The following is a 26,792-nucleotide window of genomic DNA, read 5'->3' on the forward strand; positions in this document are numbered from 1 at the left end:
ACCGCATTCGCGAGCAAGCCCGCTCCCACATTTGACTGCATTCCACATTCGAGAAGCGTGTTTAGGTTCGGGCACTTCGCCAGGCATTGATCAGCTGTTCAAACGTGGCCTGTACTTGCTGAATCAAAACCTCATCATCAATCTCCCCCGCCATCCACGCCCGGCTCGGCTCCTGGAAGATCGTGCGGCCCACGGCAAAACCTCGGCAGGTAGTGCTCAGGCGGGCTTGCTGGAAGCCATCGGCGAGAAACTCGGCCGAGGCATTCAGGCCCAGCAGCACCACGCCACGGCAGTACGGGTCGCGGTCCTGGATCAGTTCGTCAAGCTTCTTCCAGTCCTCGGCCGACTGCGCCTCGATCTTCCACCACGCCGGGTAGATACCCAGGTTGTACAAGCGCTTGAGGCTGCGATAGAGCACGTCCGGGTAAGTGGACGGGTGGTCCTTGGGCGGGATGACTTCCAGCAACAATTCATGGCCACTGACAATAGATGCCTCGTACACCGCCTTGAGTTGCGCTTCCTGTTCCAGGCGCAGCAACGGCTCGTCGTCGGGGTGGAATTGCACGAGGCACTTGATGATCTGCTCCTGGGGCCAGGCGATCAGGTTGCTGCCAATCGAGCGGCCGTGCTCGAACGCCAGTGGGCGCGAGTTCTGCACCTCCACCGGGCGTGCGATCCACCAGCCACGGCCGCTGGCCGCATTAAGGGCGTCCTGGCCGAAGCGTTGGTCGGCCAGCAGGCCCACATCGGCATCTATGCCTTGCTCGGCGAGCTTTTTCTCGACGCGTTCGATGGCCTGGATAAACAGCTGCTTGATATCGCTGATGCGCGTTGGGTCCTGGCCACCTTTTTGCGCCAGGTCCACCAACTGCCAGCGGTGGTCGAAAGCAAACACGAACAGTTGCTTCCAGGGCTTGCGCGGCACCGAGACGCGGTGCAGGCGTTGCAAGGTGACGTCTTGATCCGGCCGGGTGATCGGCACCGGGCTGTTGAACAGGTACTCAAGCTCGGCAGGCGTCGGCATGGCCGGTGCGCAGGCGTGGCGCGATACCACAAGCCCGCCGCAGGCATTGGCCAACTGACTGCAGCGCTCATCGCTGGCGTCATTGATCCAGCCGCTGAGGAAGCCCGACATAAATGCATCGCCAGCACCAAGCACGTTGAGCACTTCAACGCGCACACCGGGGTAGATGGCGCCGTCTTCCAGTCGCGCGGGGATGGCGCCGTGAATCACCGTGCAACCCTGCGGGCCGAGCTTGACCACCAGGGTCGCCGGTGTCAGCTCGCGGACTTTACGCAGTGCGGTGAGCAAATCTTCACTGCCACCCGCGATGAGGAATTCTTCTTCGGTACCGACGATCAAGTCAAAGCGCGGCAGGATTTTCTGCACATGCTGGCTGACGTTCTGGTCGGCGACAAACCGCGTCTCTCCATCCGCCTTGCCCGCCAGGCCCCACAGCACTGGGCGGTAGTCGATATCCAGCACGCGCTTGACGTTGTGCTTGGCCGCGTAGTCCAGCGCCTGGATGCTGGCCTTGTACACGCCGTCGGTGGAGAAATGCGTGCCGGTGATCAACAGCGCCTTGCTGGAGGCAATAAAGGCTTCACTGATGTCCTCGGCGCGCAGGGCCATGTCGGCGCAGTTTTCGCGGTAGAACACCAGGGGGAAAGTTTCGCGGTCCTTGAGGCCGAGTAGCACCAGGGCGGTCAGGCGCTCAGGGTCGACCTTGATGGCGCTGACATCGCAACCTTCGCGGGCCAGGGATTCCAGCAGGAAACGGCCCATGTGGTCATCGCCCACCCGGCTCAACATCGCCGATTTGAGGCCCAACCGTGCGGTGCCAAAGGCGATATTGGCAGAAGAACCGCCGAGGTATTTGGCAAAGCTGGACACGTCCTCAAGCCGTGCACCGACTTGTTGTGCATAGAGGTCGACGCCCAGGCGCCCGAGGCAAATCAAATCCAATTGACGCCCACTGGCAAAACGAGTCTGGCCCATGCTGGCTCCTGTTATTTTTATCAGCCTGCGTTGTGCCGTCGTGGTGGCGGCAAACGCTCTTGGTGGGAGCAGACTAGAACGTCCGGCGACGCCAATCAATATTTATTCTAGATATTTTTTCATTGGAATATTTTTTCCATTAAGCTTGCACAGGGGCAGCCCAGCGAGACTGCCTCGTTTAAGCAGGCCACGGTGGCCGTGATGCGCAGGTATTTTTTTGCGCCTACCCTGTAGACTTGCGCCACTTATCAGCGCATCAGAAGAACCGTCAGAAGGATTGCCCATGTCCCGCACCGATCATGAGACCCCCCTGGAAGAAACGCCCGCCAGCCCTCCGATCAATGCCGAACGCCTGTTGCAGCTGATCACCGACGAATACGAAAGCCTGCCACGCCAACTCAAACGCATCGCCAGCTACATGAGCCAGCAAAGCGACCGGATCATGGTCGACCGCATCAGCGACATCGCCCGCGAGTGCGAAGTGCACCCGTCGGCGATCGTGCGGTTTTCCCAGCGTTTCGGTTTCAGCGGTTTCAGTGAGATGCAGGCGCTGTTTCGCGAGGCCTACACCCACAAGACCACCCCGGTGCAGAACTACCAGCAGCGCATCCGCAGCATGATCGCCAACAAGTCGCAGAAGGCCAGCGGCGGCGACCTGGCGCGTGAGTGCGTCAACGCTACCCTGTCCGGCATCGAGCGCCTGGGGCTGGAACTCGATGACGTGGCATTCGACAAGGCCGTGGACCTGGTGGTCAACGCCGACAACATCTACGTGGTCGGCGTGCGCCGCTCGTTTGCGGTGGCCGATTACCTGGTCTACAACCTGCAGCACACCAACAAGCGCATCCACCTGATCTCGGGCCTGGGCGGCAGCTACCGCGAGCAGATGCGCAGCGTACGCGCCAATGACCTGGTGATTGCAATCAGCTTCTCGCCCTACGGCAAAGAGACCCAGCATTGCCTGCGGATTGCCCAGCATCATCAGGCCAAGACGTTGATTATCACCGACAGCAACCTGTCGCCCCTGGCCAAGCGGGCGAACGCGGTGCTGTTGGTGAATGAGGGCTCGTCGTTTGCGTTTCGTTCGTTGAGCGCCACGTTGTGCCTGTGCCAGGCATTGTTTATTGCGGTGGCGTATCGCTTGGAATTGAAGGTGGACGAGATACATGAGCAGGTCGGCTTCGACGACTGACCGCGCCTACAACAACTGCGCCAACGCGCGGCCGTGAAAGCGGATCTGCGCCAGGGTCAACGCGGTGTAGCCGATGATCACCGCCGGCGGCAATGTCAGCGCATGACAGAACTTGCCCAGCGGCTGTAGCGTCAACCCGACTGCAGCGGCACGGCGACAGAAATCCCCCTCTTCGACACCGTCCGGCAGCCACAACACAAAGTGCAATCCTGCCTGCTGCCCGCTGACGGTGCAGCGCCCACCCAGGCATTCCAGCAGCGCATCGCGCCGTGCCTGATAAGCCTGCCGCGAGGCACGCAGGTGACGCACAAACGCGCCACTGCGCAGAAACTCCACCAACCCCAGTTGATCACTGGCCCCCACCGAGTGCCCGGTGAGTTGCAAGGTACGCAACAACGAGCGGCGCAGCACGTTGGGCACCACCATGAAGCCCACGCGCAAACCGGGGAACAGGTTCTTGTTGAAGCTGCCGCAATAGATCACACGGTCGCCCGAATCCAGGGATTTAAGCGCGGCCAGCGGCGCGGTGTTGTAGTTGTATTCACTGTCGTAATCGTCTTCGACCACCCAGGCGTCGGCGCGGGCGGCCCAGTCCAACAGCGCCAGGCGACGGGACACCGACAACGTCATGCCCAATGGCGCCTGGTGGGCGGGCGTGACATAGGCCAGACGCGCCGTCTCGGGCAGTTGGGCAGTGTCGAGGCCGTCGGCAGTGACGGGAATTGCGTGGATGTGCGCCCCCGCCAGGGCGAACAAACGGCGTGCCGGCAGATAACCGGGGTCTTCGACACAGGCCGTGTCACCCGGCTTGAGCACGCTGCGCGCAATCAGGTCGAGGGCATGGCGGATGCCGGTGGTGACGATCACTTCATCGGCCTCGCATTGCAGGCCGCGATAGCTGCGCAGGTAATCGGCAATCTGCGCGCGCAACTCGGGCAGACCGGCCGGGTGCGCCGCTTCCAGCACACCCGGGCCTACCGTCAGCAACCCACGGGAGATGCAGCGGGCCCAGGTTTTCAGATCAAACAGGCTGGCATCCGGACGCCGCGCAACGAAGGGCACATGGCTCTGCACGCCGGCATCCGGCTGGTCAGGCTCCACGGGGCGCCGTGGGATTTCCCTGGCTGAAGGTGCCGCGATGAATTGTTCCGGGATCACCGCGCACACTCGCGTACCGGACCCGGCCACCCGCATCACGTAGCCTTCGCTGTGCAGGCGGTCAAACGCCGCCTCCAGCGTGCCACGGGATACCAACCAGCGCTCGGCCAGGCTGCGCGTGGAGGGCAAGCGGCTCCCGGCGGGCAACTGCCGGTTCAGGATCGCCCCGCGCAGGGCCTCGTAGGCGCCTTGCTGCTTGCCCGCATCCAGCGTATCCGGGCGCGGCAGGTCGAGGGCGGATGCGGTTTTTCCTCGGCTCATAGTGGTCCTATCCATCAAGGCATTAGTGGCCCTGAGGATTAAACCACAAAGCCGCTAGAGTCCGGGCTCTACCTCTTGCATCGAGACGTCCCATGACTCAACGCGCCCTCTCTACCGGGTTCTGGCTGGTGCTGCTGACCGTCCTCATCGCCCTGCCCCGTATCACGCTGGACATGCACCTGCCAGCCTTGCCCGCCATGGCCGACTACTTCCAGACCAGCGACAGCCAGTTACAACTGACCCTGACGCTCTACACGCTGGGCTCGGCGATTTCCCTGCTGGTCAGCGGCCCGCTCACCGACCGCTTCGGCAGGCGTCCGGTGCTATTGGCCGGGCTGTTTTTGTACGTCGTGGCCACAGTGGCTTGCGCCCTGGCTGACAGCATCACCCTGCTGATCATCGCCCGCCTGTTCCAGGCATTGGGTGGCTGCTGCACCACGGTGATCGGCCGGGTGATCGTGCGCGATTACTTCGACCGCGACGAACAGGCGCGCTTGCTCGGTTTGATCTCCATGGCCATGGCCGTTTCGCCGATGGCCGCGCCGGTGCTGGGCAGCGTGCTGTTGCCCGTCGTCAACTGGCGCGGGCTATTTGTGTTGCTGGCGATGATTGGCGCACTGCTGTACGTAGTGGTGTATCGCCGCCTGCCTGAAACCCGTCCGCCGCAAGTCGCCGCGGCACCACCGAGTGGTTTGCTGCGCCTCTACGGGCAGCTTTTGCGCGACCGTCATTTCCTGCGTTATTCCCTGGCGATTGGCTGCGTCTACAGCACGTACTTTCCGTTTATCAGTGAGTCTTCGGCGCTGTTGCAACGGGGCTTCCAGTTGTCTGCCACAGCTTATGCACTGGTATTCGCTGCCACGATCAGCGGCTACATGCTGGGCGCGAATCTGTTTCGGCGCCTCGTGCTGCGCTTTGAACCAGACCGTTTGATTGCCGCAGCGATAGGCCTGAACGTGCTTGGCAGTGTCGTGCTCGCGGTCGCTACAACCACACTGCCAGGGGAATGGCTGGCGATTGTGCTGCCGATGGTGGTGATCATGGTGTCGGTGGGGATGGTGATTCCGGCCTGTCAGCTCTCGGTTTTGCAGCCGTATGGCGCGATTGCCGGGACAGCATCGGGGCTGTTCTTTTTTACCCAGATGTTCCTGACAGCGGTAAGCAGTTGGGCAACTGGCTTGTTGTCAGATGGTACGTCAGGACCTTTGGTGATCATGACAGCGGTGGCGAGCGTGTTGCTGGTGGCAAGCTGGCTGACACTGCGCACAACCAAATGTGGGAGCGGGCTTGCTCGCGAAGGCGGTGTATCAGTCACCCCATGAGTAGCTGACACACCGTCTTCGCGAGCAAGCCCGCTCCCACAGGGGGACCGAGCCAGGCTCAGTATCAGTGCACGAAGATCGCAATCAGGATAATGATCGGGATTGGAATGCCGAGGAACCACAGAAGTAATGAGCGCATGATGTTCTCCTTGAATTAATTAACGGACGAAGTGTTCGGTTTCGACATACACCACGGCATCGCGACGACGACCGCCATAGGTTGCAGCGAAACTGGCAAAGAAGGCGCCGATCAGCAGGGCAATGAAGGTCCACAGCGACGTATAGGCAGCGACTTTCGCAGCGGCATCAGCGGCTTGCTTGGCCTTGAGCTTGGCGTCTTCAACGGCTTTACGGGCATCGCCATAGACCTTGTCGATACGGGCTTCAGCATCAGCCTGACTGAGGTTGGTACGCTGGCTGATCAACTGGGCCAGGTAAGCACGGTCTTCAGCGGCGAGTTGACCGTCATTGCTCAGGGTGCGGGTGAAGATGCGCGCGACCACGCCATGTGCAGCGTCGTCACCGACGGCCACCGGGCGATCATCGCGAAACAGGCTGTCGACGTAGTAGTCGAAATCACCGCCGCTGACGCCTTTGGCTGCACTGCCGGCGGCCTGCGTCATGCCACTGGCCGCGCCGGCTGCAACGCTGGCACCGGCTTTCACGCCACCGCTCACCACACTGCTGACCGAGCCGACCACCAGTACTGCGGTAATCAGCGTGGCAACAGCCCAGGCCAGGAAGCCATGGGCGGTGTCGCGAAAGTACACCTCATCGCCGTGCATATTCGCCCACTTCACACGCAACCGGCCGGCGATATAGCCGCCCAGCCCGGACGCGACGATCTGGGTAAAGGCCAGCCAGATAATCGTGGAAATGCCAAGGCCCTTGGCGCTGATGCCACTGTCAGCCCACGGCGACACCGCCGAAAAGCCCAGGCCGAAACCCAGCAGTACCAGGATCAGCGACAGTGCAGCCGCCGCCGCCGCCCCAGCAAAAATCGCCCCCCAGGAAACCCCGGAGAGCGTGCTCGACTCTTGTAGCGTGGATGAGGATGTGATCATTGTTTTTTTGCTCCCGGCAGGAAAAATGGTGTTACAAGTCTCAAAAAGGACAGTGCAGGCAGCGTGCCAGTCGCTATTAAATTTAATATCGTTGCAGATCAATAAGTTAAGTAATTTGAACTTACAAAAACCATGCAAGTTGCAAGAATTGATCGTTTGAGGCGGGCGTTATGCATTCCACGTAGTGAGCGGGCTTGCCCCGCGCTGGGCTGCGAAGCGGCCCCAACCCAGACACCCAGTTTCTCCAGTTGGAGCGAGATGTCAGGTTTTAGGGCGGCTTCGCCACCCAGCGCGGGGCAAGCCCGCTCACTACAATCCTTCGCAGCCATGAAATCTGTGTCAGTTTCGCCAAGATGACGTTTTATTTAGGAAGCGTTCAGCCATTTCTTGGCAAAATGCCCACACTTCTAGTGTGAATCGCTCACCAGGTAATCCTATGACCCGTATTTTGACCATCGAGGATGACGCCGTAACAGCCCGCGAGATCGTCGCCGAGCTGAGTAGCCATGGACTGGATGTAGATTGGGTGGACAACGGCCGCGAAGGCCTGGTCCGTGCCGTGAGTGGGGATTACGACCTGATCACCCTCGACCGCATGCTGCCGGAACTCGATGGCCTGGCCATCGTCACCACGTTGCGCACTATCGGGGTGTCGACGCCGATCCTGATGATCAGCGCTCTGTCCGACGTCGACGAGCGTGTGCGCGGCCTGCGCGCCGGGGGTGATGACTATCTCACCAAGCCGTTCGCGTCCGACGAAATGGCGGCGCGCGTCGAAGTGTTGCTGCGGCGAAAAAGCACGGTCAAGGAATTCGAAACCGCCCTGCGCGTGGCCGACCTGGAACTGAACCTGATCAGCCGCGAAGCCAGCCGCGCCGACCAACCGCTGAGCTTGCTGCCCACCGAATACAAACTGCTCGAATTCCTGATGCGCAACACCGGGCAGATCCTGTCGCGGATGATGATCTTTGAAGAAGTCTGGGGCTATCACTTCGACCCGGGCACCAACCTGATCGACGTGCACATCGGCCGCCTGCGCAAGAAGATCGACCCACCGGGCCTCACGCCGCTGATCCGCACGGTACGAGGTTCCGGTTATGTCATTGCTGAACCCATCTAAGGGCTGGCGCTCTTCCAGCAGCCGCCTGCTGGCGCTGTACAGTTCGTTGTTCGTGGCCTGGAGCTGCATCCTGATGGGGGTGCTGTATTACGAGGTGTCGGGTTACCTGAGCGACCTGTCGCGCCACTCCCTGATGCAGCGCCAACACTTATTCCAGCGCTTCGACGGCGAAGAACTGGTGGAAGCCCTGACCACCAGCATGACCTTCGACATGAAGGGCGTGGACGCCTACGGCCTGTTCGATGAGCACTTCCGCCCTCTCAGTGGACCGATCCGCGCAGTGCCGCCGGACCTGCCCCTGGATGGCAAGATCCACGCCCTGGCCAATTGCGTCGACTCCGACGACCCCAAGCTGCCCAAGGACAGCTGCGACGCCGTGGCCACCCACACCGAAGACGGCCGTTGGCTGGTGCTGGTGCGCGCCAACGGTTCGCTGTTTGGCGTGACCCGGATCATCTGGCATGCCCTGCTCTGGGCCCTGTCGTTGACCATTATCCCAGGCGCGGCTGGCTGGCACTTGCTGCGTCGGCGCCCGTTGCGTCGGATTCGCGGGATCCAGGCCAGCGCCGAAGCCATCGTCGCCGGCGACCTCACCCACCGTTTGCCGCTGTCCAACCGGCGCGACGAACTGGACATGCTCGCCGCCATCGTCAATGCCATGCTCGACCGCATCGAGAAGCTGATGAACGAGGTCAAGGGTGTGTGCGACAACATCGCCCACGACCTGCGCACGCCACTGACGCGGCTGCGCGCACAGCTGTATCGCATCAAGCAGGAGGCTGAAGCCGAGTCGGGCTACGCGGTGAAACTCGACGACGCGATTGCCGAGACCGACACGCTGATGGCGCGCTTTCGCGGGTTGCTGCGCATCTCCGAGCTGGAAGACCACCAGCGCCGCTCCGGCTTTCTGGTGATGGACCCACTGCCCCTGCTGCGTGAACTGCACGACTTCTACCTGCCCCTGGCCGAGGAAGGCGAATTGCAGTTGGTGCTCGACACCCCAGAGTCCCTGCCCTGGATCACCGGCGACCGCGCGCTGCTGTTCGAAGCCTTGTCCAACTTGCTGAGCAATTCGATCAAGTTCTCCCCGCCGGGCGGCGAAGTGATCTTGCGCGCGGTGAATGACGCTGGCAGCACACGCATCGAAGTCCACGACTCCGGGCCGGGCATACCACTGGCAGAACGTGCAGCGGTATTCCAACGCTTCTATCGCGTGGATGAAAGTGACCAACAAGGCGGGTTCGGGTTGGGTTTGTCGATTGTGGCGGCGATCATCAACTTGCACGGGTTCAAGTTGGAAGTGGGTACAAGCGAGCAAGGCGGTGCCAGATTGGTGCTGGAATGCCGCCAGCAGCTCATGCCCAAGTAGCCCAAACACCACAAAACCCTGTGAGAGCTGGCTTGCCAGCTCCCACATGGGCCTGCTCTACGTCTGAAAGTCAGGCCGGAAAGTTGGCCCGCAACGCCTCAAGCCCGCCGCTGTAAACACCAGCGAACAGTTCTTCCACCGCCGCATCCGTGGTGCCTGCCGCCGGCGTAAACACACCGGACCAGGTCACTTTCGCCGACGACTCGCTCAACGCCTCAACCTGCAACGTCGCCAGGTACGCACTCACCGGAAACGGCGATTGCTCAATGGTGTAGCTGTACGTGCGCCCCACGTTATCAAACGTCTGCAAACGCTCCACGATTTCGCCACCGTCAGCGGTTTGCAGGTGACGCACGCGGCCGCCCTCGCTCGGTTCGCTCTTGACGATAAACGGCAGCCAGTCCGGCAGGCTGTTGAAGCCACCGATCAATTGCCAGACCTGATCGGCCGATACCGGGATTTCAATCACAGAAGAGGCTGTTGCCACAATAAATACTCCAGAAATGAAAAAAATCAGATCGCCATGCTGTCGACCACACCACCGTCGACCCGCAACGCGGCACCGGTGGTGGCAGACGACAGGGGTGAAGCAATGTACGCCACCAGGTTGGCGACTTCATCCACATTCGCCGCACGCTGGATGATCGAGGTCGGCCGCGCGTTACGCACAAATACGTCCGCCTCGTCCCGCGCACTGCGCCCGGACTTTTGCGTCGCGTCCTTGAGCATCTGCTCCAGCCCGTCGGTGAAGGTCGGGCCCGGCAGCACAGCGTTGACCGTCACACCGGTGCCCGCGAGGCGCTTGGCCAAGCCATGGGACACCGCCAGGTTGGCGCTTTTGGTCACGCCGTAATTGATCATATCCGCGGGCGTCGCCACGCCGGACTCCGACGACAGGAAGATCACCCGCCCCCAGCCCTGCCCGACCATGCCCGGCACATAATGCCGCGCCAGGCGTACGCCGGAAATCACATTGACCTCATAGAAACGCGTCCACTCGCTGTCTGGCGTTTCGAAGAAATCCACATCGTTGAAGATGCCCAGGTTGTTGACCAGGATGTCGGCACGCGGTTCGGCGGCAAACAGTTTTTCTGCGCCTTCAGCCGTGCCCAGGTCCGCCACCAATCCGCGCAAGTCAGCGCCGGGGACGGCCTGGCGAATGCTCGCCAAAGCCTCATCCACCTTGCCGGCTTCACGCCCGATCACCACCACGGTAGCGCCGGACTGCGCCAGCGCCTGGCTGATGCCCAGGCCAATGCCGGCGGTGCTGCCGCTGACGATGGCGACTTTGCCACTTACATCAATTTTCATGGTTATTACTCCTGAAGTTAGAGCGGCAGTGGTGCGCGGTCCGAGATCAATCGGGCATCGCGCAGGGCCTGCCAGAAGGCTGCCGGGATCTTCTCTGACAACGCTGCGACGTCTTCGGCAATCCGCCCCGGACGACTGGCACCTGGAATCACCGCGGCCACTGCCGGATGCGCCAGCGAGAATTGCAGCGCCGCAGCTTTTACGCTGATGCCGAATGCCTGGGCAATTGCCTTGATCTGTTCGACCTTGCTGATGATCGCCGGGCTGGCTTTCTGGTATTCGAAGTGCGCACCACCGGCGAGGATGCCGGAGCTGTAGGGGCCACCGACGACGATCTCGACGTTCTGCGCCAGGGCCGCGTCCATCAAGCGTTGCAGGGCACGATCGTGGTCCAGCAGCGTGTAGCGGCCGGCCAGCAAAAAGCCGTCGGGTTGCGCTTCAGTCAGGTCCAGGGTCAGTTCGCACGGTTCGACGCGGTTCACACCCAGGCCCCAGGCCTTGATCACGCCCTCTTCGCGCAGGCGGGTCAGGACCTTGAAGGCGCCCGTGCGAGCCTGATTGAAGTACTCCAGCCATTGGTCGCCGTAGAAGTCCTGGGCGATGTCATGAACCCACACGATGTCCAGGCGATCGGTTTTCAAGCGAGTCAGGCTGTCTTCAATCGAACGCATCGTCGCGTCGGCGCTGTAGTCGTTGACCATTTTGTTCGGGCGACCGTGTTCGAACACGCCGCTCTTTTCGCCAAGGTCACGGGCACTTTCTTCGACTTCGTCGAGAATCACCCGGCCGACTTTGGTGCTGAGCACGAAGTCATCGCGGTTGTACTTCGACAGGGCTTGGCCCAGGCGAATTTCCGACAGCCCCGAGCCGTAGAACGGCGCGGTGTCGAAGTAGCGCACTCCGGCGTTCCAGGCGGCCTCGACGGTCGCCTGGGCTTCGTCTTCAGGAATGGCGCGGAACATGTTGCCCAGGGGTGCGGTGCCAAAGCCGAGTTGGCCTGGGAGTTTGTCTTTCAAGCTCATGGTGGATCCTCAATTGGGTAAGAGGTCGCTGTGACCGTTGAGCAAATCCTAGATTGCCTAGATCGGACCGTCCAAGACATACTGCGACGAACTTGAGTCCTCTCAGGTCTTAAAAGAAGAGGTCTGACATGATTGATCTACGCCAACTGCGTTACTTCGAAGTGGTCGCTGAAGAAGAACACGTCGGCCGCGCGGCCGAGCGCCTGCACATTTCCCAGTCGCCGCTGAGTCGGCAGATCGCCCAGCTCGAAGAACGCCTGGGCCTGACCCTGTTCGAACGCAGCCAGCAACGCATCCGCCTGACCCGCGACGGCCAGACCTTTCTCGCCGAAACCAAGGCGCTGCTGACCCATGCCAATCGCCTGGAATCCCTGGGCAAGCGCCTGGGTCGTGGCGAGGAAGGCGGCCTGTGCATCGGCTATATCGAAAACGCGATGCATGCCGGCGTGCTGCCGAACGCCCTGCGCGTCCTACGCGACGACCGGCCCAACGTGCATATCAAGCTGTATAACCTGCCCTCCCTGGAACAACTCGAAGGCCTGCGCCAACGCAGCCTGGACATCGCCCTGGTCGGCGAGCCGCCAGCCGCCGACGATCCCGATCTGACCGCGCTGCAAGTGCTGGACGACCCGATGCTGCTGGCCTTGCCGGAGCATCATCCGCTGGCCCGAGAAAACCACTTGCTGCCCGAACACTTGGCGGACGAACAGTGGATCGGCGTGCAGCGCAAACCCAGCGCCAACCCTGCCGATGACTTTGTCGCCGCCTGCATCCGCGCCGGTTTTACCCCGCAGATACCCATGGAAGCCAGCGAGCCGTTCACCGCATTGGGTTTGGTGGCCTCAGGGCTGGGCGTGGCGATGGTGCAAAAAGGCCTGAGCCGCAATGCACCGCCCGGCGTGGTGCTGCGGGAATTGCCATGGTTGACCTACACCACCCCGTTATGGGCGGCGTGGCATCGGATCAACCTGCGGCCATTGGTGGAAACCTTTCGCAAAGTGCTCACCGAACCCAAGGGCTGATGCTCCCACGTTTGGATTGCGGCGCCTGCTAGACGAGCTCCCGCAGGCGATACCACATCATCCCCAACGCCAGCAGCGGCGAGCGCAACGCTTTGCCGCCGGGGAAAGTCATGTGTGGCACTTGGCTGAAAATATCCAGGCCCTGGCCCGCGCCTGCATGAATCCCTTCAGCCAACAACCGCGCGCACCAGTGGGTCACGTTCAGCCCATGCCCGGAATACCCCTGGGCGTAGAACACATTGGGGTATTGCTTCAAGCGCCCGACCTGGGGGAAGCGGTTGGCGGTGATGCCGATCTTGCCGCCCCACTGGAACTCAATCGCGGTATTGGCCAACTGCGGGAACACCTTGAGCATTTTCGGCTGCATATAGCCGGCGATGTCCGCCGGATCGCGTCCGGAGTAATGGCAGGCACCACCGAACAACAGGCGACGGTCGGCGGACAGCCGGTAGTAATCCAGACCGACTTTCTGGTCGCACAGCGCCAGGTTTTGCGGGATCAGTTGGTTGGCCATTTCTCCCGACAGCGGCTCGGTGGCAATGATGTAGCTGCCGGCCGGGAGCACTTTGCCGCTCAAGCGCGGTTCGAGTTCTTCCAGATGCGCATTACACGCCAGCACCAGATGGGCGGCGCGCACCGTGCCCCCTGCGCAGCGCACCTGAACCGTGTCGCCATGGGTCAGTTCCAACACCTCGGTATGCTCGAAAATTCGCACCCCGAGGGATTCGGCGACCTGCGCTTCACCCGACACCAGATTCAGCGGGTGCAAGTGCCCCGAGCCCATGTCCACCAGGCCACCGGCATACACCGTCGAGCCCACCACTTGCTGTATGTCCTGCGGGCCAACCAGCCGGGTTTCATGGGTGTACCCCAGCTTCGCCAGGTGCTCCTGTTCAGCGTTGAACGCCGAAAACTGCGCCGGCGTATTGGCCAGTTCGCAAAAGCCCCAGCGCAGGTCGCACTGGATGTTGTGCTCACGAATCCGTTCGCCCACCAGCGCCACCGAATCGATACCGGCGCGCTCCAGGTAACGCACGCCCTCCTCGCCCACATACTTGGCAAACCCCGACACATCGTGGCCGATACCGCGAATCAACTGCCCGCCATTGCGCCCACTGGCGCCCCAGCCGATGCGCCGGGCCTCCAGCAGGATCACCGAGAGCCCGCGCTGCGCCAGTTCGATAGCGGTATTCACGCCGGTGAACCCGCCGCCGATCACGCACACATCGGCATTCAAGTCTGCGCCGAGTGACGGGCGCTCCGGCAGGGCATTGGCCGAAGCACGGTAATAGGATCGGGCGTGGTCACTGGATGGGGTCATTTGTTGGTCTTCACTTTGCTCCAGGCGCGGGTCATCAGGCGCATGGTCGCCGGGGTTGGCGTGGTGGAAATGTAGAGTTTGTCGAGCACTTCCTGCGGCGGGTACACCTCAGGGTTGTTCACCAGCTCCGGGGCCATGAAGGCCTTGGCCGCCGGGTTGGCATTGGCGTAACCGACCGAGGCGCTGACCTTGGCGATCACTTCAGGGTCGAGCAGGTAGTTGATGAACGCGTGAGCTTGTTTCGGATTGCTCGCGTCGGCGGGAATCGCCAGCAGGTCGAACCACAGGTTGGAGCCTTCCTTGGGAATCGAATAGGCGATGTTCACCCCGTTCTTGGCTTCCTTGGCACGGTTGGCCGCCTGGAACACGTCCCCGGAATAACCGAAGGCCACACAGATATCACCGTTGGCCAGGTCCGAAATGTACTTGGAGGAATGGAAGTAGGTGACGTACGGCCGCAGCGTCAGCAGCTTGGCCTCGGCCTGCTTATAGTCCTCGGGATTCTCGCTGCGTGGGTCCTTGCCCATGTAGTTGAGGATCGCCGGGAACAGCTCATCTGCCGAATCGAGGAAGGCCACGCCGCACTGATTGAGCTTTTTGATGTTCTCTGGCTCGAACAGCACCGCCCACGAGTCGATATGGTCGACGCCCAGCACCTGCTTGACCTTGTCGACGTTGTAGCCGATGCCATTGGTGCCCCACAGGTACGGCACCGAGTGTGCGTTGCCCGGGTCGTTTTTTGCCAGCAGCGCGAGCAATTTGGGGTCGAGGTTCTTGAAATTGGGCAATTGCGCGCGGTCCAGCTTGAGGAATGCGCCGGCCTTTATCTGGCGCGCCAGGAAGTGGTTGGACGGCACCACCACGTCATAACCGGTGCGCCCGGCGAGCAATTTGCCCTCCAGGGTTTCGTTGGAATCGAACACGTCGTAGACCACATTGATCCCGGTCTTGGCCTGGAAGTCAGCCAAGGTGGTCTCGCCGATATAGTCGGTCCAGTTGTAGACGCTCACGGTTTGTGCCGCTTCGCTGGTGGTACTGAGGGCGGCGACCAAGGCCAGGGGGATAAGCTTGTTCACAAGACGCATATCGGAAACCTCGCAGAGGGGATGCCGCGCCGGGTTGAACTGCCCGCGCATTGAGGTCTATCTTGAGCCGTATGTCGAACCACCTCTATCCACTTTGCACGCACCACAACGCACCAATAGAGTGCGCACGGATCACCCATGACACAGGCAACCGCTTTGCGCGTACAGGCCTTCACCACCGGTGATGTGGCCGCCCAATGCAGTGCGACACCCGGCTGGGTGCAACAGTACCAGCAGATGTCCCCGGGGCATTTTGCGGGGCAGATCCGCTACCTCGACCTGCAAGGCGTGGAGGTCTACGAAGAGTGCATGAACACGCGGGTGGAACAACATTTCAACGCGCCAACCGGCGCCCTCGCGTTCTGTTTCGACGGCAGCGATAACGCGCTGTACCTGCTCAATGGCGAAAGCCGCAACACCTGGATCACCCCGGAAAACTACCGCGAAGTGGCGGTGGTGTTCGGGCCGCAGTTCGTGCAGCGCCATGGCTTGGACGTGGCAAAGCTGGAAGGTTTGTTCATGGCGCCGCTGACCTGCCAGCAGAACGCACTGTTCACCCGCTGGCTGAGTGGCACCCTCACCCGCTTGTCCGCCGTGATCGACCCTGCCAGCCGTGACGCACTCAGCCAGCAATTACTCGACGATTGCCTGTTCATCCTCGACAACGCCTGTGTGTGCCTGGACCGCAGTTCATTGCAACGACGCGGCGAAGCGCGCCTGCTGATGGCGCGCATTGGCGAATGGGCGGCGGATGCGCCGGATGAAGCCGTCAACCTGCTGGAACTGGCACAGATTGCCTGCGTGCCGTTGCGTCAGTTGCAGCAAGGGTTCAAGACCTATACGGGGATGAGCCCGGCGCAGTGGTTGCGGTTGCGCCGGTTGAACGGGGCGCGGCGGGAGTTGCTGGGTTCACCTGACTCAACCGTGGCCGAAGTGGCGATGAACTGGTCGTTCTGGCATTTGGGGCGGTTTTCCAATAGTTATCGGGCGTTGTTCAAGGAGTTGCCCAGCGAAACCCTGAAGCGCCATGGTTGAAATGCGCCCAAAACTGTGGGAGCTGGCAGGCAAGCCAGCTCCCACATTTGGATCTCTATCAGGCTTGGGATTTGAGGAAGGTCGCCATTAGCTGGTTGACGTACTCTGCTGCCTCCAACTGCACCATATGCCCCTGCCCTGGCAAAACTTCCACCTGGGCGTCCAAGCCCTCGGCATGCCTGGCCGGGATGATTGCATCCTCACTCCCCCAGATCACCAAGCTCGGCTGTCGGCCCACCACATTGCGCACATCAATCATCTGCCGCCCGCCCTCAAACAGCTTTTGATTGAGCTGCCGCAATGCCTGGTCCACGCCTTCCAGCCGCTTGAACTTGAGCATGTCCTCCAGCATCTGCCGCGTCACCAACGCCGGGTCGCTGAACAGTTGGGTCAACTGTGGCTTGAGCGCATTGCGGTTATTGGCCTCGGCAAACCCTTGCAGGTAATCACCGTTAATATCCGGGCCCAGGCCGGCGCTGGCGATCAGGGTCAGCGAAGCGACACGCTCGGGTGCCTGGCCAGCGACTGTCAGCGAAACCAGCCCACCCATGGAGTGCCCGGCCAGGTGCACGCGGTCAAGATCGAGGTGGTCAAGCAAGTCCAACACCGCCAGGCTCAACTCCTGCGCATCGCCGTTTTGCAGGTGCTTGCCCGACTCGCCGTGCCCCGGCAGGTCCAGGGCGATCACGCGGCGCTCGGCGGCCAATGCCGGTTGGTTGAACAGCCAGTTGTTCAAGTCACCGCCAAACCCATGCACCAGTACCAACGGCGTGCCGCCTTCGCCCAGGTCGAGATAGCGCAGCAAGCGCCCGCCTATTTCGACCTTCTGCGCACTCGGCCCAGTTGCTTCGGCCTCGGCGCTGCTTGAGACAAACCCAGCGTTGAAGCTTTCGATCACCGCATCGATCTGGGCCTCGGTGGCCTCGCCTTCCACCACAATCCCCAGCAATGCACCTACCGGCAAGGTCTCGTCGCTCAGCGCCAGCACCCGGCGCAACACACCACTGAAGGGCGCTTCGACACTGCTGGAGAGCTTGTCGGTCTCCACGTCCAGCACCTCCTCGCCCTTCTCCACCCGATCGCCGGGCTGCTTGAGCCAGACGTCGATGCGGCCCTCGGTCATCGACAGCCCCCACTTGGGCATGGTCAGGGTATGGATCATGCGGCATTCCTCTTGTCAGCGATCTTCAGCACGGCGGCCTCGATCTTCGCGGCGTTGGGGATGTACAAGTCTTCCAGCGCATCGGAAAACGGCACCGGCGTGTGCGGCGCGGTGACCATCTCAATCGGTGCGCGCAGGGAGGCAAACGCCCGCTGGGCGACCAAGGCACTGATATCGGTAGCAATGGAACAGCGTGGGTTGGACTCGTCGATCACCACCAGCCGCCCGGTTTTTTCCACGCTTTCGAGGATGCTGTCTTCATCGAGCGGGCTGGTGGTGCGCAGGTCCAGCACTTCGCAGTCGATGCCCTGGCGGGCCAGGTTGGCGGCGGCCTCCAGGGCGATATGCACCATGCGCCCGTAGGTCACCAGGGTCACGTCTTTGCCTTCGCGCACGAAGTTGGCTTCGCCGAAAGGCACCGTATACAGCTCCTCCGGCACCTCACCTTGCAGGCTGTAAAGCATCTTGTGCTCGAGGAAGATCACCGGGTCATTGTCGCGGATCGCCTGGATCAACATGCCCTTGGCGTCATAGGGCGTGGCCGGGCACACCACCTTGAGGCCGGGAATGTGGGTCCACATCGAAGTGAGCATCTGTGAATGCTGGGCCGCCGCACGCAGGCCGGCGCCGTACATCGCGCGGACCACCAGCGGCGTAGTGGTCTTGCCGCCGAACATGTAGCGGAACTTGGCGGCTTGGTTGAGCAACTGGTCAAGGCAGCAGCCGATAAAGTCGACGAACATCAATTCGCACACTGGGCGCATGCCACGGGTGGCGGCGCCGACGGCCATGCCGACGTAGCCGACTTCGGACAGTGGCGCGTCGAGTACACGGTCGGGAAACTCCGGGTACAGGCCTTTGGTCACGCCGAGTACACCGCCCCAGGCATCCTGTTCGCCAGGGGAACCGGTGCCGCCGGACACATCCTGGCCGATGATGAACACACTCTGGTCACGGCGCATTTCCTGGGCCAGGGCTTCGTTGATCGCCTGCTGATAGCTGATTTTGCGAGCCATAAAGTTCTCTCCACGTAGTTGTTGTTATTAGCGGTAGGCGACGTAGACATCGCTGAGCAGGTCGGCGGCCTGCGGCTTGGGATCGGATTTGGCCAGGCGGACGGCGTCTTCGATCAACTGTGCAACCTCGCCGTCGATGCGTTCGAATTGCGCCGCATCCAGCCAGCCTTCGGCGCTGCAGCGTTGGCGGAACAGCGCCAGGCAATCCGCACTTTCCCGCAGCTTTTTCACTTCATCCGGGCCGCGATAGGTTTGCGCATCACCTTCAAAGTGGCCGTAGAAGCGGCTCAATTTCACTTCAACCAGCGTCGGCCCATCGCCTTTGCGCGCTCGCGCCACGGCGACGCCAAGCGCCTCATGTACGGCGAAGAAATCATTGCCATCGACGATCACGCCCGGCATGCCAAACCCCACGGCGCGTTCGGCAATGTCCTTGCACGCCACCGACCAGCCGGAGCCGGTGGCCTCGGCATAGCCATTGTTTTCGGCGACGAACAGGCACGGCAGTTTCATGATCGAGGCCAGGTTCATCGCTTCGAACACCGCGCCCTCGTTGGAACCACCGTCGCCAAAAAACGCCACGGCCACGCCCTGGCTGCCCTTGAGTTTGGAGGCCAGCGCCGCCCCAGCGGCCAACGGCGCGCCGGCGCCGACAATGCCATTGGCGCCGAGCATGCCCTTCTCCTGGTCGGCGATGTGCATGGAGCCGCCTTTGCCACCGCACACGCCAGTTTTCTTGCCATAGATCTCGGCCATCATGCCGAACACATCCACGCCCTTAGCGATGCAATGGCCGTGGCCACGGTGGTTGGAGGCGATGCAATCTTCATCGTTGAGGTGGGCCATGACCCCGGCGGCGCTGGCTTCCTGGCCGGCGTAGAGGTGCACGAACCCGGGAATCTCGCCGGTGGCGAATTCCACGTGCAGGCGTTCTTCGAAATCACGGATGGTGCGCATCACGGTGTAGGCATGCAGCAGTTGATCGGTGGACAGGTGAGTGGACATCTTGTTGTTCTCCAGGTTGTCTCGACACACAAAAGGCTGGCTGCGGCCAGCTACAAGGGCATTCAGCACAGGCTGTGCCAAGCCTCCGAAAAACCTTGCAAAGCATTGATCCAGAGCAGTGCCTTGGCGTTGTGCGGGTACGACTTGCCAGCGCAGAATGAGACGGCGCATTGCACAGTGCACGCCGTGTCTCAAGCTGTTTGAGACGCTGCGTCTCAGCCCTGGCAGTTGGTCAGTCCCTGCTTGTCCCACCCGACGCATGCGCGCTTAATGGCGGGCATAACAACAAAGACCGAGAACCGGAGGCCTTATGCTCGCCGCGAACTCCAGGGAGCACGTCGACTGCGTCAGTCGCGTGGTCCGCAATGCCGATCGCCTGCCCCAGGCGCCGGTGCCGTCGCTGATTTTCGATTCGTGGCGGCGGTCCATGGAACAACACCATTTGGACCCCGGCTCCCTGCAGGGCCCGCGCATCCTCAGCGAGCCCTTGCTCAAGGAATGCCGCGAGCGCGCCGAACTGTTCATGCGCATCGCCAGCGAAGAAGTCGGGCAACTGCACCACCGCGTGCGCCAGGCCGACTACTGCGTGATGCTCACCGACGCCCAGGGCCAGACCATCGACCACCGCGTGGACACCTCGATACGCACCGACTGCCGCAAGGCCGGCCTGTACCTGGGCACCTGCTGGTCGGAAGCTGAAGAAGGCACGTGCGGCGTGGCCACGGTGCTCACCAGCAAGTCGGCGGTGACGGTGCACAAGCGCGACCACTTTCGTGCGGCATTTATCGGCCTCACCTGCTCCGCCGCGCCGATCTTCGACCCTCAGGGCAACCTGCTCGGGGTGATGGACGCCTCCGCGTTCAAATCCCCGGATGACCGCCGCAGCCAGCATTTGGTGCGGCAGATGGTGGCGCAGAGTGCCCAGGCCATCGAAAACGCGTTTTTCATGCACAGCGCCCGCGAGCATTGGGTGCTGCAAGCCCACAGCACGCCCGGCTATGTGGACAGCCAGCCCGACCTGCTGCTGGCCTGGGACCGAGACGGTCGCTTGCATGCCCTCAATAGCAAAGCGCGCCAGGCCCTGCGCCTGCGCTTTGGCCAGGTGCCGGAGCATATCGGTGAAGTGTTCGACCTGGATGCATTGCGCGCAGTGACCGACCAATCGGCCCAGCAACTGCACTGGATTGGCGAGCCTGGCGCCCTGCATGTACGCGTCAATGCACCGCGCCGCAAACCGGCGCGTGCGGCGTTGATCCCGCTGGTCGATGCGCGCGTGGAAGAGCACCTGCGCCTGGCCGTGCGGGTCAAGGACCGCAACCTGCCCGTGCTGGTGCAGGGTGAAACCGGTGCCGGCAAGGAAGTCTTCGCCCGCCAACTGCATGCGCGCAGTGCCCGTCGCGATGGGCCGTTTGTGGCGGTGAACTGTGCGGCGATTCCAGAGAACCTGATTGAAAGCGAGCTGTTCGGCTACGTCGCCGGCGCGTTCACCGGCGCCTCCAGCAAAGGCATGCCGGGGCTGTTGATACAGGCCGATGGCGGCACGTTGTTCCTGGATGAAATCGGCGACATGCCCCTGGCCTTGCAGACGCGCCTGCTGCGGGTGATGGCCGAAGGGGAAGTTGCGCCGCTGGGCGCGGCGAAAACCCGCGCGGTGGATATCCAGGTGATCTGCGCCAGCCACCGAGATTTATCGGTGTTGGTCGCTGAGGGCCGTTTTCGTGAAGACCTGTACTTTCGCCTCGGCTGCGCGCGTTTCTGCCTGCCGCCGTTGCGCGAGCGTACCGACAAACTGGCCTTGATCAATCGACTACTGGAGCAGGAAGCGCGCAACAGCGGCGTCGCGGTGGGCATCGGCCAGGCAGCGCTGGAACTGCTGCTGGGTTACGCCTGGCCGGGCAACGTGCGGCAATTGCGGCATGTGCTGGCGTATGCGTGTGCGGTATGTGAAGGCGGGACGCTGCAGGTGGCGGATCTGCCGGTGGAGGTGCGAGGGGATCAGGTTGAGGCGCGGGTGGAAGATAACGTGAGTCCGGAGCGGCAGGTGGTGCTGGATGCGTTGATTCGGCATCGTTGGAAGCCGTTGCCAACGGCGCAGGCGTTGGGCATCTCAAGGGCAACGCTATATCGCCGAGTTAACCAGCTAGGTATCGACATGCCCGGCAAAACCACCTGACACAGTGAGACCAAAAATGTGGGAGCTGGCTTGCCTGCTCCCACATTCAACCGAGTAGGCCTTGGGGGATCAGCGGTAGACCAGGCCGCCGTCAATCAGCGGAGCTTGCCCGGTCATATAGTCGGAGTCCGGCCCTGCCAGATAAGACACCAACCCCGCCACATCCTCCGGCGTTTCTGCGCGACCCAGGGCAATCCCATCCACATACTTTTTGTACGTCGCCCCCACTTCAGCCCCGGTAATCTCGGCCATGCGCTTGTCGATCTCGACCCACATATCGGTGCCCACCACACCCGGGCAGTAGGCATTCACCGTAATCCCGGCGCTGGCCAGTTCCTTGGCCGCCGCCTGGGTCAAGGCGCGCACGGCAAATTTGGTCGCCGAGTACACGCCGAGCAGCGCAAAGCCTTCGTGGCCCGCGATGGAGCAGGCATTGATGATCTTGCCCTTCTGCCCCAGCGCCTTGAATTTCTTGCCGGCAGCCTGGATGCCCCAGAGCACGCCTTGCACGTTGATGCCCAGGGTGCGCTCGACCTGTTCCGGGCTGACGTCCAGCAGTGAGTCGATCTGCGCGACCCCGGCGTTGTTGACGATGATGTCGAAGCCACCCAAGGTCTGGTGCGCGTGCTCCACCGCCGCCACGACTTGCTCACGCTTGGACACGTCGGCGACAAACACCGAGGCCTGGCGTCCCAACGCCACGACTTCGGCAGCCACCGCTTCGAGCTTGGCGCCATTGATGTCCACCAGGGCGATGTCGGCACCGTCCTGTGCCAGGCGCAGGGCGATGGCCCGGCCAATGCCCTGCCCGGCGCCGGTTACCAGCGCAACTTTTCCAGCGATACTCATGGCTATCTCCTGCGAGTGATGAAGGAAGCCTTGTCTATCACAGGTGCACCTTGGCCTGTCGAGGCGCAGTGGGATCGGTGGGAAGGTTGAGACGGGTTGTCTCAAGCCGCGAACCATTCTCGAAAACTTGTAAAAGTGCGCGGTTATGCCTAGTTTATGCGCCCCCCGCCCTGCGCTTTAAGGCCTTGCCCCCATGGTTTTGCGTTTTCGTCCCGTCGTCACCTCACGTTTCGCCCTCGGTTTGCTACTCAGCGGCGGCATCGGTAGCAGCCTGGCGGCTGAAATTGAACTGCCGGCGGTGAAGGTCCAGGGCCAGGATGAGTCCGGCTACCGCAGTGAAACCGCCTCGGTGGGCGGCTTCGATGACGCGCCGCTGCTGGACACCCCGGCGTCGATCAGCGTGATCAATGCCGCGCTGATCAAAGACCAGCAAGCGCGCCTGCTCAGTGAAGTGCTGCGCAACGACGCCTCGGTGGGCGACAGCTATGCGCCCATCGGTTATTACGAAAACTTCGTGGTGCGCGGCTTCTCGCTGAACGCGGCCAGCAGCTACAAGATCAACGGGCGCACCATCACCGGCGAGCAAAACGTCGCCCTGGAAAACAAGCAGCAAGTGGAAGTGCTCAAGGGCCTGGCGGGCCTGCAGAGCGGGATCTCCGAGCCAAGCGGTGTGATCAACTACGTGACCAAGCGCCCGGAAGATGTGCGCTCGGTGACCGTCTCCACCGACGATCGCGGCAGCGGCTACATCGCTACCGACGTCGGCGGTTGGTTTGGCAGCGAGCAGCAATTCGGCCTGCGCGCCAACGTGGCCCATGAAGACCTCAATGCCTATGTCGAACACGCCAATGGCCAGCGCGATTTCGTCTCCTTGGCCTTCGACTGGAACATCAGCCCTGATGCGGTGCTGCAACTGGATGCCGAATACCAGGACAAGCAACAGCGCTCGGTGCCGGGTTACCAGTTGTTGGGCGGCACTGAGGTTCCACACGACGCCTCGCCGAAAAAACTGCTGGGGCACCAAAGCGGCTCCAGGCAGGTGGGCATTGAATCACTGAACCTCAACGGCAAGTTTGAATACCGTTTCAGCGACCAATGGAAAGGCAGTGTCAGTGCCGCCCGCAGCAAGGTGGTGATCGATGATTACAGTTCGTTTGCCTGGGGTGGCGCCACCAGCGGCGTAGGCAACACCTTCACGCCCGAAGGCAACTACGACATCTACGACTACCGCAGCCCGGACGACACCCGTCGCGACGATGAAGTACAAGCGGCAATGACCGGGCTGTTCGACACCGCCGGCCTGGGCCATGAACTGACTTTCGGTACCAGCGCGTTTCGCCGCGTGATCGACAAGCGCACGCCAGTCAACGAGTGGATCGGCAGCGGCAATATCAACGCCGACGCCCCGACTTTTACACCGACTGACGTCCCATTGAATGACAGCCATCGCAACCTCGACAGCCGCCAATACGGCCTGTTTGCCAGCGACCGCATTCGCTTCAACGAGCACTGGCAAACCCTTCTTGGCGGCCGTGAAGTGCGCCTGGATGAGCGCGCCTTTGACGATAACGGCAATGAAGCCCGCCACACTCAACGGTATGTGTTCCTGCCCCAGGCATCGATTATCTACAAGCCGGTGGACAACCTCTCGCTTTACACCAGCTACAGCAAGGGCCTGTCCCTGGGCGGCACCGCCCCCTGGTACGCCAGAAACGCCAATGAAACCCTGGCCCCGACCACCTCACGGCAAATCGAAGCCGGGGTGAAGTACGACTGGCGCCGCATCAGCTTCGCCGCCGCCGTGTTCCAGACCCGCCAGGCCTACCAGTACGCCCAGCCCGACGGCGCGGGCAACTTCACCTATGTGCAACAAGGCGAGCAGAAAAACACCGGGCTGGAGTTGTCGGCCAACGGCTGGGCCACCGACCGCCTACAAATTGCAACCAGCGTGGCGGCGATTCGTGCGCGGGTCACCGGCAGCGGCACGCCGGAGTACGAAGGTCACCAGGCGATCAACGTGCCCAAGCTGCGTGCCAGCGTGTATGCCGACTATGCCTTGCCGTGGGTGAATGGCCTCGCGGTGCTGGGTGGCGTGCAATACAGCGCCAAGAAGTCCGCCAACCGCACCGGCAAGGTGGAAGTGGGCGATTACGCGGTGGTGAATGTGGGTAGCCGCTACACCACCAAGGTGGACGGCTATGAGACGGTGTTCCGCCTGAGCGTCGACAACCTGTTCGACAAGCGCTACTGGCGCGACGCGGGCGAGTACATGGGCGATGACTACCTGTTCCAAGGCGCGCCATTGACGGCGCGCCTGAGTGCGTCGGTCAATTTCTGACGGGTTACTTCGGCATCTTGCGAAAACCTACCGCCAGGCGGTTCCAGCTGTTGATGGTGGCGATGGCCACGCTCAAGTCGACTTGCTCCTGGGCGCTGAATTCGGCGGCCAGCGCGTTGAAGTCCTCATCCGGGGCGTGGGTCTGGCTCAGCAGGGTCAAGCTCTCGGCCCAGGCCAGCGCGGCGCGCTCACGCGGAGTGAAGAACGGCGTTTCACGCCAGGCCGACACGGTGTACAGGCGCCGCTCGGTCTCGCCCCCTTTGCGCGCATCAGCGGTGTGCATGTCGAGGCAGAAGGCACAACCGTTGATCTGCGACACACGCAGGCGGATCAGCTCCAGCAATGGCAGCTCGATGGACAGTTTGCCGACGGCGGCCTCCAAGGCGAGCATGGCTTTCATCGCGTCTGGGGAGGCGGTGTAGAAATCGGTACGGGTTTGCATGGTATTGCTCCGGAACGGTGGGGTTGGCGACTAGGTTAGTCACCGGGGCGTTGGGGAGGAATATCCAATTTTGGGGAAGAATGGGTGACCAATTTTCTTCGGGGTGGGGGTGAGTACATATCCGTTATTGGGGTAACGGCGGCTTATGGTTCCGCCCTTACGGCGGGTCACTTTTGGAAAAGAGCCCCAAAAGTAACCAAAAGGGCTCTTGCCCCACCACTCGGTGTCTCGCCTAGGCTCGACATGCCCTCACTCCGGCCCACGCTCCAAAGCCGGAGTGAGGGCACACCGAGCCTAGGCGAGGTGCCGAGTGTTGGGGCAAGAGCGCTTTGGTTACTTTCGCGCTTTTCGAAAGTGACCCGCCGTAAGGGCGGAACCATAAGCCGCCGTTACGCAAATAACGGATATGTACCCAGAAGGTCAAACCACCCGCGCCATATGCTCCCCAATCCTCCCCCTCAACCACCGCTCCGCCGGGTCATTGTCATGCACCCCGCTCCACACCATCGACAACTCCGCCGCCTCGATCGCAAACGGCGGATCCTCCGCCCGTAACGCCGTGCCCTCGGTCAACGCACACGCCGCGTAATCCGGCACCGTCGCGATAATCTGCGTGCCCGCCAGCAACGCGCGCAAGCCGCTGAACTGCGGCACCGCCAGCACCACCCGTCGCGCCCTGCCAATGCGCGCCAAGTCCAGGTCAATATTGCCGCTCAAGTCCCCGGAAAACGACACCATCGCATGGGGCCGCTCACAGTAGTCATCCAGGGTCAGCGGCTCGGCGCCGTCGTCCCCACGCAGGACCTTGCATGGGATGTCCCGCAGCTTCTTGCGCTTGGCATTCGCCGGCAGTTCGGTGGTGTAGCTCACGCCAACGGATATCTCACCACTGGCCAGCAACGATGACATCAGCAAGTAATTAGCCCGACGCACCACCACGATGATGCCTGGGGCCTCTTCGCGCAGTTGGCTGAGCAGTGGCGGGAACAGGCCGAACTCGGCGTCGTCGGAAAGGCCGATGCGGAACACCGCACAGCTGGTGGAAGGATCAAAATCCTTGGCTCGGCTGACCGCGCCGGAAATGGTGTCCATCGCCGGTTGCAACTCCTTGAGTATCGCCAGCGCGCGTGGCGTGGGCTCCATGCCCCGCCCGTTGCGCAGCAGCAAAGGGTCGTCGAACAAATCGCGCAGACGCCCCAGCGCCGCGCTGACCGCGGGTTGGCCCATGAAGAGTTTTTCGGCGACCCGGGTCAGGTTCTTCTCGAACATCAGCGCTTCGAAAATCACCAGCAGGTTCATGTCGACGCGGCGCAGGTCGTTGCGGTTCATGGTGGTATCCAAACGATTGGAGAGCCTACAGATAAACACACGAAGCGCAGTTGGGATTGCATGGCTGTGCTGTCTTTTCCAGGCCGGCACCTGACGAAATTAACAACGATTAACTCGTCAGCCGGGCGGTCCGGCAACAAGATTAGCGGCGTCTACACTGCATCCATTCAACGGGAACGCTCCCATCGACTGCGGAT

22 protein-coding genes are annotated in these 26,792 nt (G+C 61.9%); 8 read left to right on the top strand and 14 right to left on the bottom strand.

The annotated features are described in order from the left end of the window. Positions 1–61 precede the first annotated feature (61 nt). A complete protein-coding gene (iolC, locus tag JBO08_RS21820) occupies positions 62–1,999 on the bottom strand; it encodes a 5-dehydro-2-deoxygluconokinase (protein ID WP_065876093.1) in 1,938 nt (645 codons plus the stop codon). A 283-nt stretch (positions 2,000–2,282) separates the two neighbouring features. On the opposite strand from iolC, the gene JBO08_RS21825 reads away from it, so the two are divergent. Next, the gene (locus tag JBO08_RS21825; protein ID WP_065876092.1) at positions 2,283–3,191 is read left to right on the top strand and encodes a MurR/RpiR family transcriptional regulator; all 909 of its coding nucleotides are present in this window, start codon (positions 2,283–2,285) and stop codon (positions 3,189–3,191) included. Positions 3,192–3,197: 6 nt separating this feature from the next. Here JBO08_RS21825 and JBO08_RS21830 read toward each other — a convergent pair whose 3' ends face one another. After that, positions 3,198–4,610, bottom strand: coding sequence for a PLP-dependent aminotransferase family protein (locus JBO08_RS21830; protein WP_065891233.1), 1,413 nt, complete (start codon positions 4,608–4,610; stop codon positions 3,198–3,200). 92 nt (positions 4,611–4,702) lie between these two features. On the opposite strand from JBO08_RS21830, the gene JBO08_RS21835 reads away from it, so the two are divergent. Further along, complete coding sequence (locus JBO08_RS21835) at positions 4,703–5,932, top strand: multidrug effflux MFS transporter (RefSeq protein ID WP_220074938.1); 1,230 nt, start codon at positions 4,703–4,705, stop codon at positions 5,930–5,932. Between the two features lie 158 nt (positions 5,933–6,090). Here the strand turns inward: JBO08_RS21835 and JBO08_RS21840 are convergent, their stop codons facing one another. Next, the gene (locus tag JBO08_RS21840; RefSeq protein WP_065876089.1) at positions 6,091–6,996 is read right to left on the bottom strand and encodes a hypothetical protein; all 906 of its coding nucleotides are present in this window, start codon (positions 6,994–6,996) and stop codon (positions 6,091–6,093) included. Positions 6,997–7,432: 436 nt separating this feature from the next. Between JBO08_RS21840 and JBO08_RS21845 the strand changes: the two genes are divergently transcribed. Both JBO08_RS21845 and JBO08_RS21850 read left to right on the top strand, forming a co-directional pair. Then, on the top strand, positions 7,433–8,116 hold the full coding sequence (locus JBO08_RS21845; protein ID WP_065876088.1) for a response regulator transcription factor: 684 nt from the start codon (positions 7,433–7,435) through the stop codon (positions 8,114–8,116). Next, entirely contained in the window at positions 8,094–9,485 is a 1,392-nt protein-coding gene (locus tag JBO08_RS21850; protein WP_065891231.1) for a HAMP domain-containing sensor histidine kinase, read from the top strand. The genes JBO08_RS21845 and JBO08_RS21850 overlap by 23 nt, the downstream gene beginning before the upstream one ends. Before the next feature lie 70 nt (positions 9,486–9,555). On the opposite strand, the gene JBO08_RS21855 is transcribed toward JBO08_RS21850, so the two are convergent. From JBO08_RS21855 to JBO08_RS21865, 3 genes are read right to left on the bottom strand one after another with little or no spacing between them, the layout of a single operon-like run. After that, on the bottom strand, positions 9,556–9,972 hold the full coding sequence (locus JBO08_RS21855; RefSeq protein ID WP_065891230.1) for an SRPBCC family protein: 417 nt from the start codon (positions 9,970–9,972) through the stop codon (positions 9,556–9,558). A 26-nt stretch (positions 9,973–9,998) separates the two neighbouring features. Further along, positions 9,999–10,796, bottom strand: a complete 798-nt coding sequence (locus tag JBO08_RS21860) for an SDR family NAD(P)-dependent oxidoreductase (protein WP_065876085.1) — start codon at positions 10,794–10,796, stop codon at positions 9,999–10,001. A 17-nt stretch (positions 10,797–10,813) separates the two neighbouring features. After that, the gene (locus tag JBO08_RS21865; protein ID WP_065881710.1) at positions 10,814–11,818 is read right to left on the bottom strand and encodes an aldo/keto reductase; all 1,005 of its coding nucleotides are present in this window, start codon (positions 11,816–11,818) and stop codon (positions 10,814–10,816) included. A 128-nt stretch (positions 11,819–11,946) separates the two neighbouring features. On the opposite strand from JBO08_RS21865, the gene JBO08_RS21870 reads away from it, so the two are divergent. Further along, positions 11,947–12,840 (top strand): LysR substrate-binding domain-containing protein, encoded by an 894-nt coding sequence (locus tag JBO08_RS21870; RefSeq protein WP_065881713.1) that lies wholly within the window; start codon positions 11,947–11,949, stop codon positions 12,838–12,840. Between the two features lie 28 nt (positions 12,841–12,868). Here JBO08_RS21870 and JBO08_RS21875 read toward each other — a convergent pair whose 3' ends face one another. Both JBO08_RS21875 and JBO08_RS21880 read right to left on the bottom strand, forming a co-directional pair. Continuing rightward, positions 12,869–14,161: an FAD-binding oxidoreductase gene (locus tag JBO08_RS21875; protein ID WP_065881714.1), complete on the bottom strand. Its 1,293-nt coding sequence runs from the start codon at positions 14,159–14,161 to the stop codon at positions 12,869–12,871. Next, a complete protein-coding gene (locus JBO08_RS21880) occupies positions 14,158–15,246 on the bottom strand; it encodes a polyamine ABC transporter substrate-binding protein (RefSeq protein ID WP_065881784.1) in 1,089 nt (362 codons plus the stop codon). The genes JBO08_RS21875 and JBO08_RS21880 overlap by 4 nt, the downstream gene beginning before the upstream one ends. Positions 15,247–15,384: 138 nt before the next feature. Between JBO08_RS21880 and JBO08_RS21885 the strand changes: the two genes are divergently transcribed. Next, complete coding sequence (locus tag JBO08_RS21885) at positions 15,385–16,281, top strand: helix-turn-helix domain-containing protein (RefSeq protein ID WP_220074939.1); 897 nt, start codon at positions 15,385–15,387, stop codon at positions 16,279–16,281. Positions 16,282–16,339: 58 nt separating this feature from the next. Here the strand turns inward: JBO08_RS21885 and JBO08_RS21890 are convergent, their stop codons facing one another. From JBO08_RS21890 to JBO08_RS21900, 3 genes are read right to left on the bottom strand one after another with little or no spacing between them, the layout of a single operon-like run. Then, the gene (locus JBO08_RS21890; RefSeq protein ID WP_065881717.1) at positions 16,340–17,443 is read right to left on the bottom strand and encodes an acetoin dehydrogenase dihydrolipoyllysine-residue acetyltransferase subunit; all 1,104 of its coding nucleotides are present in this window, start codon (positions 17,441–17,443) and stop codon (positions 16,340–16,342) included. Beyond that, positions 17,440–18,459, bottom strand: coding sequence for an alpha-ketoacid dehydrogenase subunit beta (locus JBO08_RS21895; RefSeq protein WP_049708736.1), 1,020 nt, complete (start codon positions 18,457–18,459; stop codon positions 17,440–17,442). The genes JBO08_RS21890 and JBO08_RS21895 overlap by 4 nt, the downstream gene beginning before the upstream one ends. A 27-nt stretch (positions 18,460–18,486) precedes the next feature. Further along, positions 18,487–19,464, bottom strand: coding sequence for a thiamine pyrophosphate-dependent dehydrogenase E1 component subunit alpha (locus JBO08_RS21900; RefSeq protein ID WP_049708737.1), 978 nt, complete (start codon positions 19,462–19,464; stop codon positions 18,487–18,489). A gap of 310 nt (positions 19,465–19,774) precedes the next feature. Between JBO08_RS21900 and JBO08_RS21905 the strand changes: the two genes are divergently transcribed. Continuing rightward, entirely contained in the window at positions 19,775–21,637 is a 1,863-nt protein-coding gene (locus JBO08_RS21905) for a sigma-54-dependent Fis family transcriptional regulator (protein WP_065876078.1), read from the top strand. Between the two features lie 69 nt (positions 21,638–21,706). Here JBO08_RS21905 and JBO08_RS21910 read toward each other — a convergent pair whose 3' ends face one another. After that, on the bottom strand, positions 21,707–22,486 hold the full coding sequence (locus tag JBO08_RS21910) for an acetoin reductase (protein WP_065876077.1): 780 nt from the start codon (positions 22,484–22,486) through the stop codon (positions 21,707–21,709). Between the two features lie 193 nt (positions 22,487–22,679). On the opposite strand from JBO08_RS21910, the gene JBO08_RS21915 reads away from it, so the two are divergent. Further along, positions 22,680–24,824 (top strand): TonB-dependent siderophore receptor, encoded by a 2,145-nt coding sequence (locus JBO08_RS21915; protein WP_220074940.1) that lies wholly within the window; start codon positions 22,680–22,682, stop codon positions 24,822–24,824. Between the two features lie 4 nt (positions 24,825–24,828). Here the strand turns inward: JBO08_RS21915 and JBO08_RS21920 are convergent, their stop codons facing one another. Beyond that, positions 24,829–25,266: a carboxymuconolactone decarboxylase family protein gene (locus JBO08_RS21920; RefSeq protein WP_049708741.1), complete on the bottom strand. Its 438-nt coding sequence runs from the start codon at positions 25,264–25,266 to the stop codon at positions 24,829–24,831. A gap of 420 nt (positions 25,267–25,686) precedes the next feature. Continuing rightward, positions 25,687–26,595, bottom strand: coding sequence for a LysR family transcriptional regulator (locus JBO08_RS21925; RefSeq protein ID WP_065876075.1), 909 nt, complete (start codon positions 26,593–26,595; stop codon positions 25,687–25,689). Between the last annotated feature and the right edge of the window lie 197 nt (positions 26,596–26,792).

It is taken from the genome of Pseudomonas sp. LAP_36, assembly GCF_019456785.1.
Lineage (GTDB): Bacteria > Pseudomonadota > Gammaproteobacteria > Pseudomonadales > Pseudomonadaceae > Aquipseudomonas > Aquipseudomonas tritici.

What these genes read in the sequence shown, in the direction of transcription:
- iolC (WP_065876093.1), bottom strand. Translation starts at nt 1,999, where the DNA reads ATGGGCCAGACTCGTTTTGCCAGTGGGCGTCAATTGGATTTGATTTGC.
- JBO08_RS21825 (WP_065876092.1), top strand. Translation starts at nt 2,283, where the DNA reads ATGTCCCGCACCGATCATGAGACCCCCCTGGAAGAAACGCCCGCCAGC.
- JBO08_RS21830 (WP_065891233.1), bottom strand. Translation starts at nt 4,610, where the DNA reads ATGAGCCGAGGAAAAACCGCATCCGCCCTCGACCTGCCGCGCCCGGAT.
- JBO08_RS21835 (WP_220074938.1), top strand. Translation starts at nt 4,703, where the DNA reads ATGACTCAACGCGCCCTCTCTACCGGGTTCTGGCTGGTGCTGCTGACC.
- JBO08_RS21840 (WP_065876089.1), bottom strand. Translation starts at nt 6,996, where the DNA reads ATGATCACATCCTCATCCACGCTACAAGAGTCGAGCACGCTCTCCGGG.
- JBO08_RS21845 (WP_065876088.1), top strand. Translation starts at nt 7,433, where the DNA reads ATGACCCGTATTTTGACCATCGAGGATGACGCCGTAACAGCCCGCGAG.
- JBO08_RS21850 (WP_065891231.1), top strand. Translation starts at nt 8,094, where the DNA reads ATGTCATTGCTGAACCCATCTAAGGGCTGGCGCTCTTCCAGCAGCCGC.
- JBO08_RS21860 (WP_065876085.1), bottom strand. Translation starts at nt 10,796, where the DNA reads ATGAAAATTGATGTAAGTGGCAAAGTCGCCATCGTCAGCGGCAGCACC.
- JBO08_RS21865 (WP_065881710.1), bottom strand. Translation starts at nt 11,818, where the DNA reads ATGAGCTTGAAAGACAAACTCCCAGGCCAACTCGGCTTTGGCACCGCA.
- JBO08_RS21870 (WP_065881713.1), top strand. Translation starts at nt 11,947, where the DNA reads ATGATTGATCTACGCCAACTGCGTTACTTCGAAGTGGTCGCTGAAGAA.
- JBO08_RS21875 (WP_065881714.1), bottom strand. Translation starts at nt 14,161, where the DNA reads ATGACCCCATCCAGTGACCACGCCCGATCCTATTACCGTGCTTCGGCC.
- JBO08_RS21880 (WP_065881784.1), bottom strand. Translation starts at nt 15,246, where the DNA reads ATGCGTCTTGTGAACAAGCTTATCCCCCTGGCCTTGGTCGCCGCCCTC.
- JBO08_RS21885 (WP_220074939.1), top strand. Translation starts at nt 15,385, where the DNA reads ATGACACAGGCAACCGCTTTGCGCGTACAGGCCTTCACCACCGGTGAT.
- JBO08_RS21890 (WP_065881717.1), bottom strand. Translation starts at nt 17,443, where the DNA reads ATGATCCATACCCTGACCATGCCCAAGTGGGGGCTGTCGATGACCGAG.
- JBO08_RS21895 (WP_049708736.1), bottom strand. Translation starts at nt 18,459, where the DNA reads ATGGCTCGCAAAATCAGCTATCAGCAGGCGATCAACGAAGCCCTGGCC.
- JBO08_RS21900 (WP_049708737.1), bottom strand. Translation starts at nt 19,464, where the DNA reads ATGTCCACTCACCTGTCCACCGATCAACTGCTGCATGCCTACACCGTG.
- JBO08_RS21905 (WP_065876078.1), top strand. Translation starts at nt 19,775, where the DNA reads ATGCTCGCCGCGAACTCCAGGGAGCACGTCGACTGCGTCAGTCGCGTG.
- JBO08_RS21910 (WP_065876077.1), bottom strand. Translation starts at nt 22,486, where the DNA reads ATGAGTATCGCTGGAAAAGTTGCGCTGGTAACCGGCGCCGGGCAGGGC.
- JBO08_RS21915 (WP_220074940.1), top strand. Translation starts at nt 22,680, where the DNA reads ATGGTTTTGCGTTTTCGTCCCGTCGTCACCTCACGTTTCGCCCTCGGT.
- JBO08_RS21920 (WP_049708741.1), bottom strand. Translation starts at nt 25,266, where the DNA reads ATGCAAACCCGTACCGATTTCTACACCGCCTCCCCAGACGCGATGAAA.
- JBO08_RS21925 (WP_065876075.1), bottom strand. Translation starts at nt 26,595, where the DNA reads ATGAACCGCAACGACCTGCGCCGCGTCGACATGAACCTGCTGGTGATT.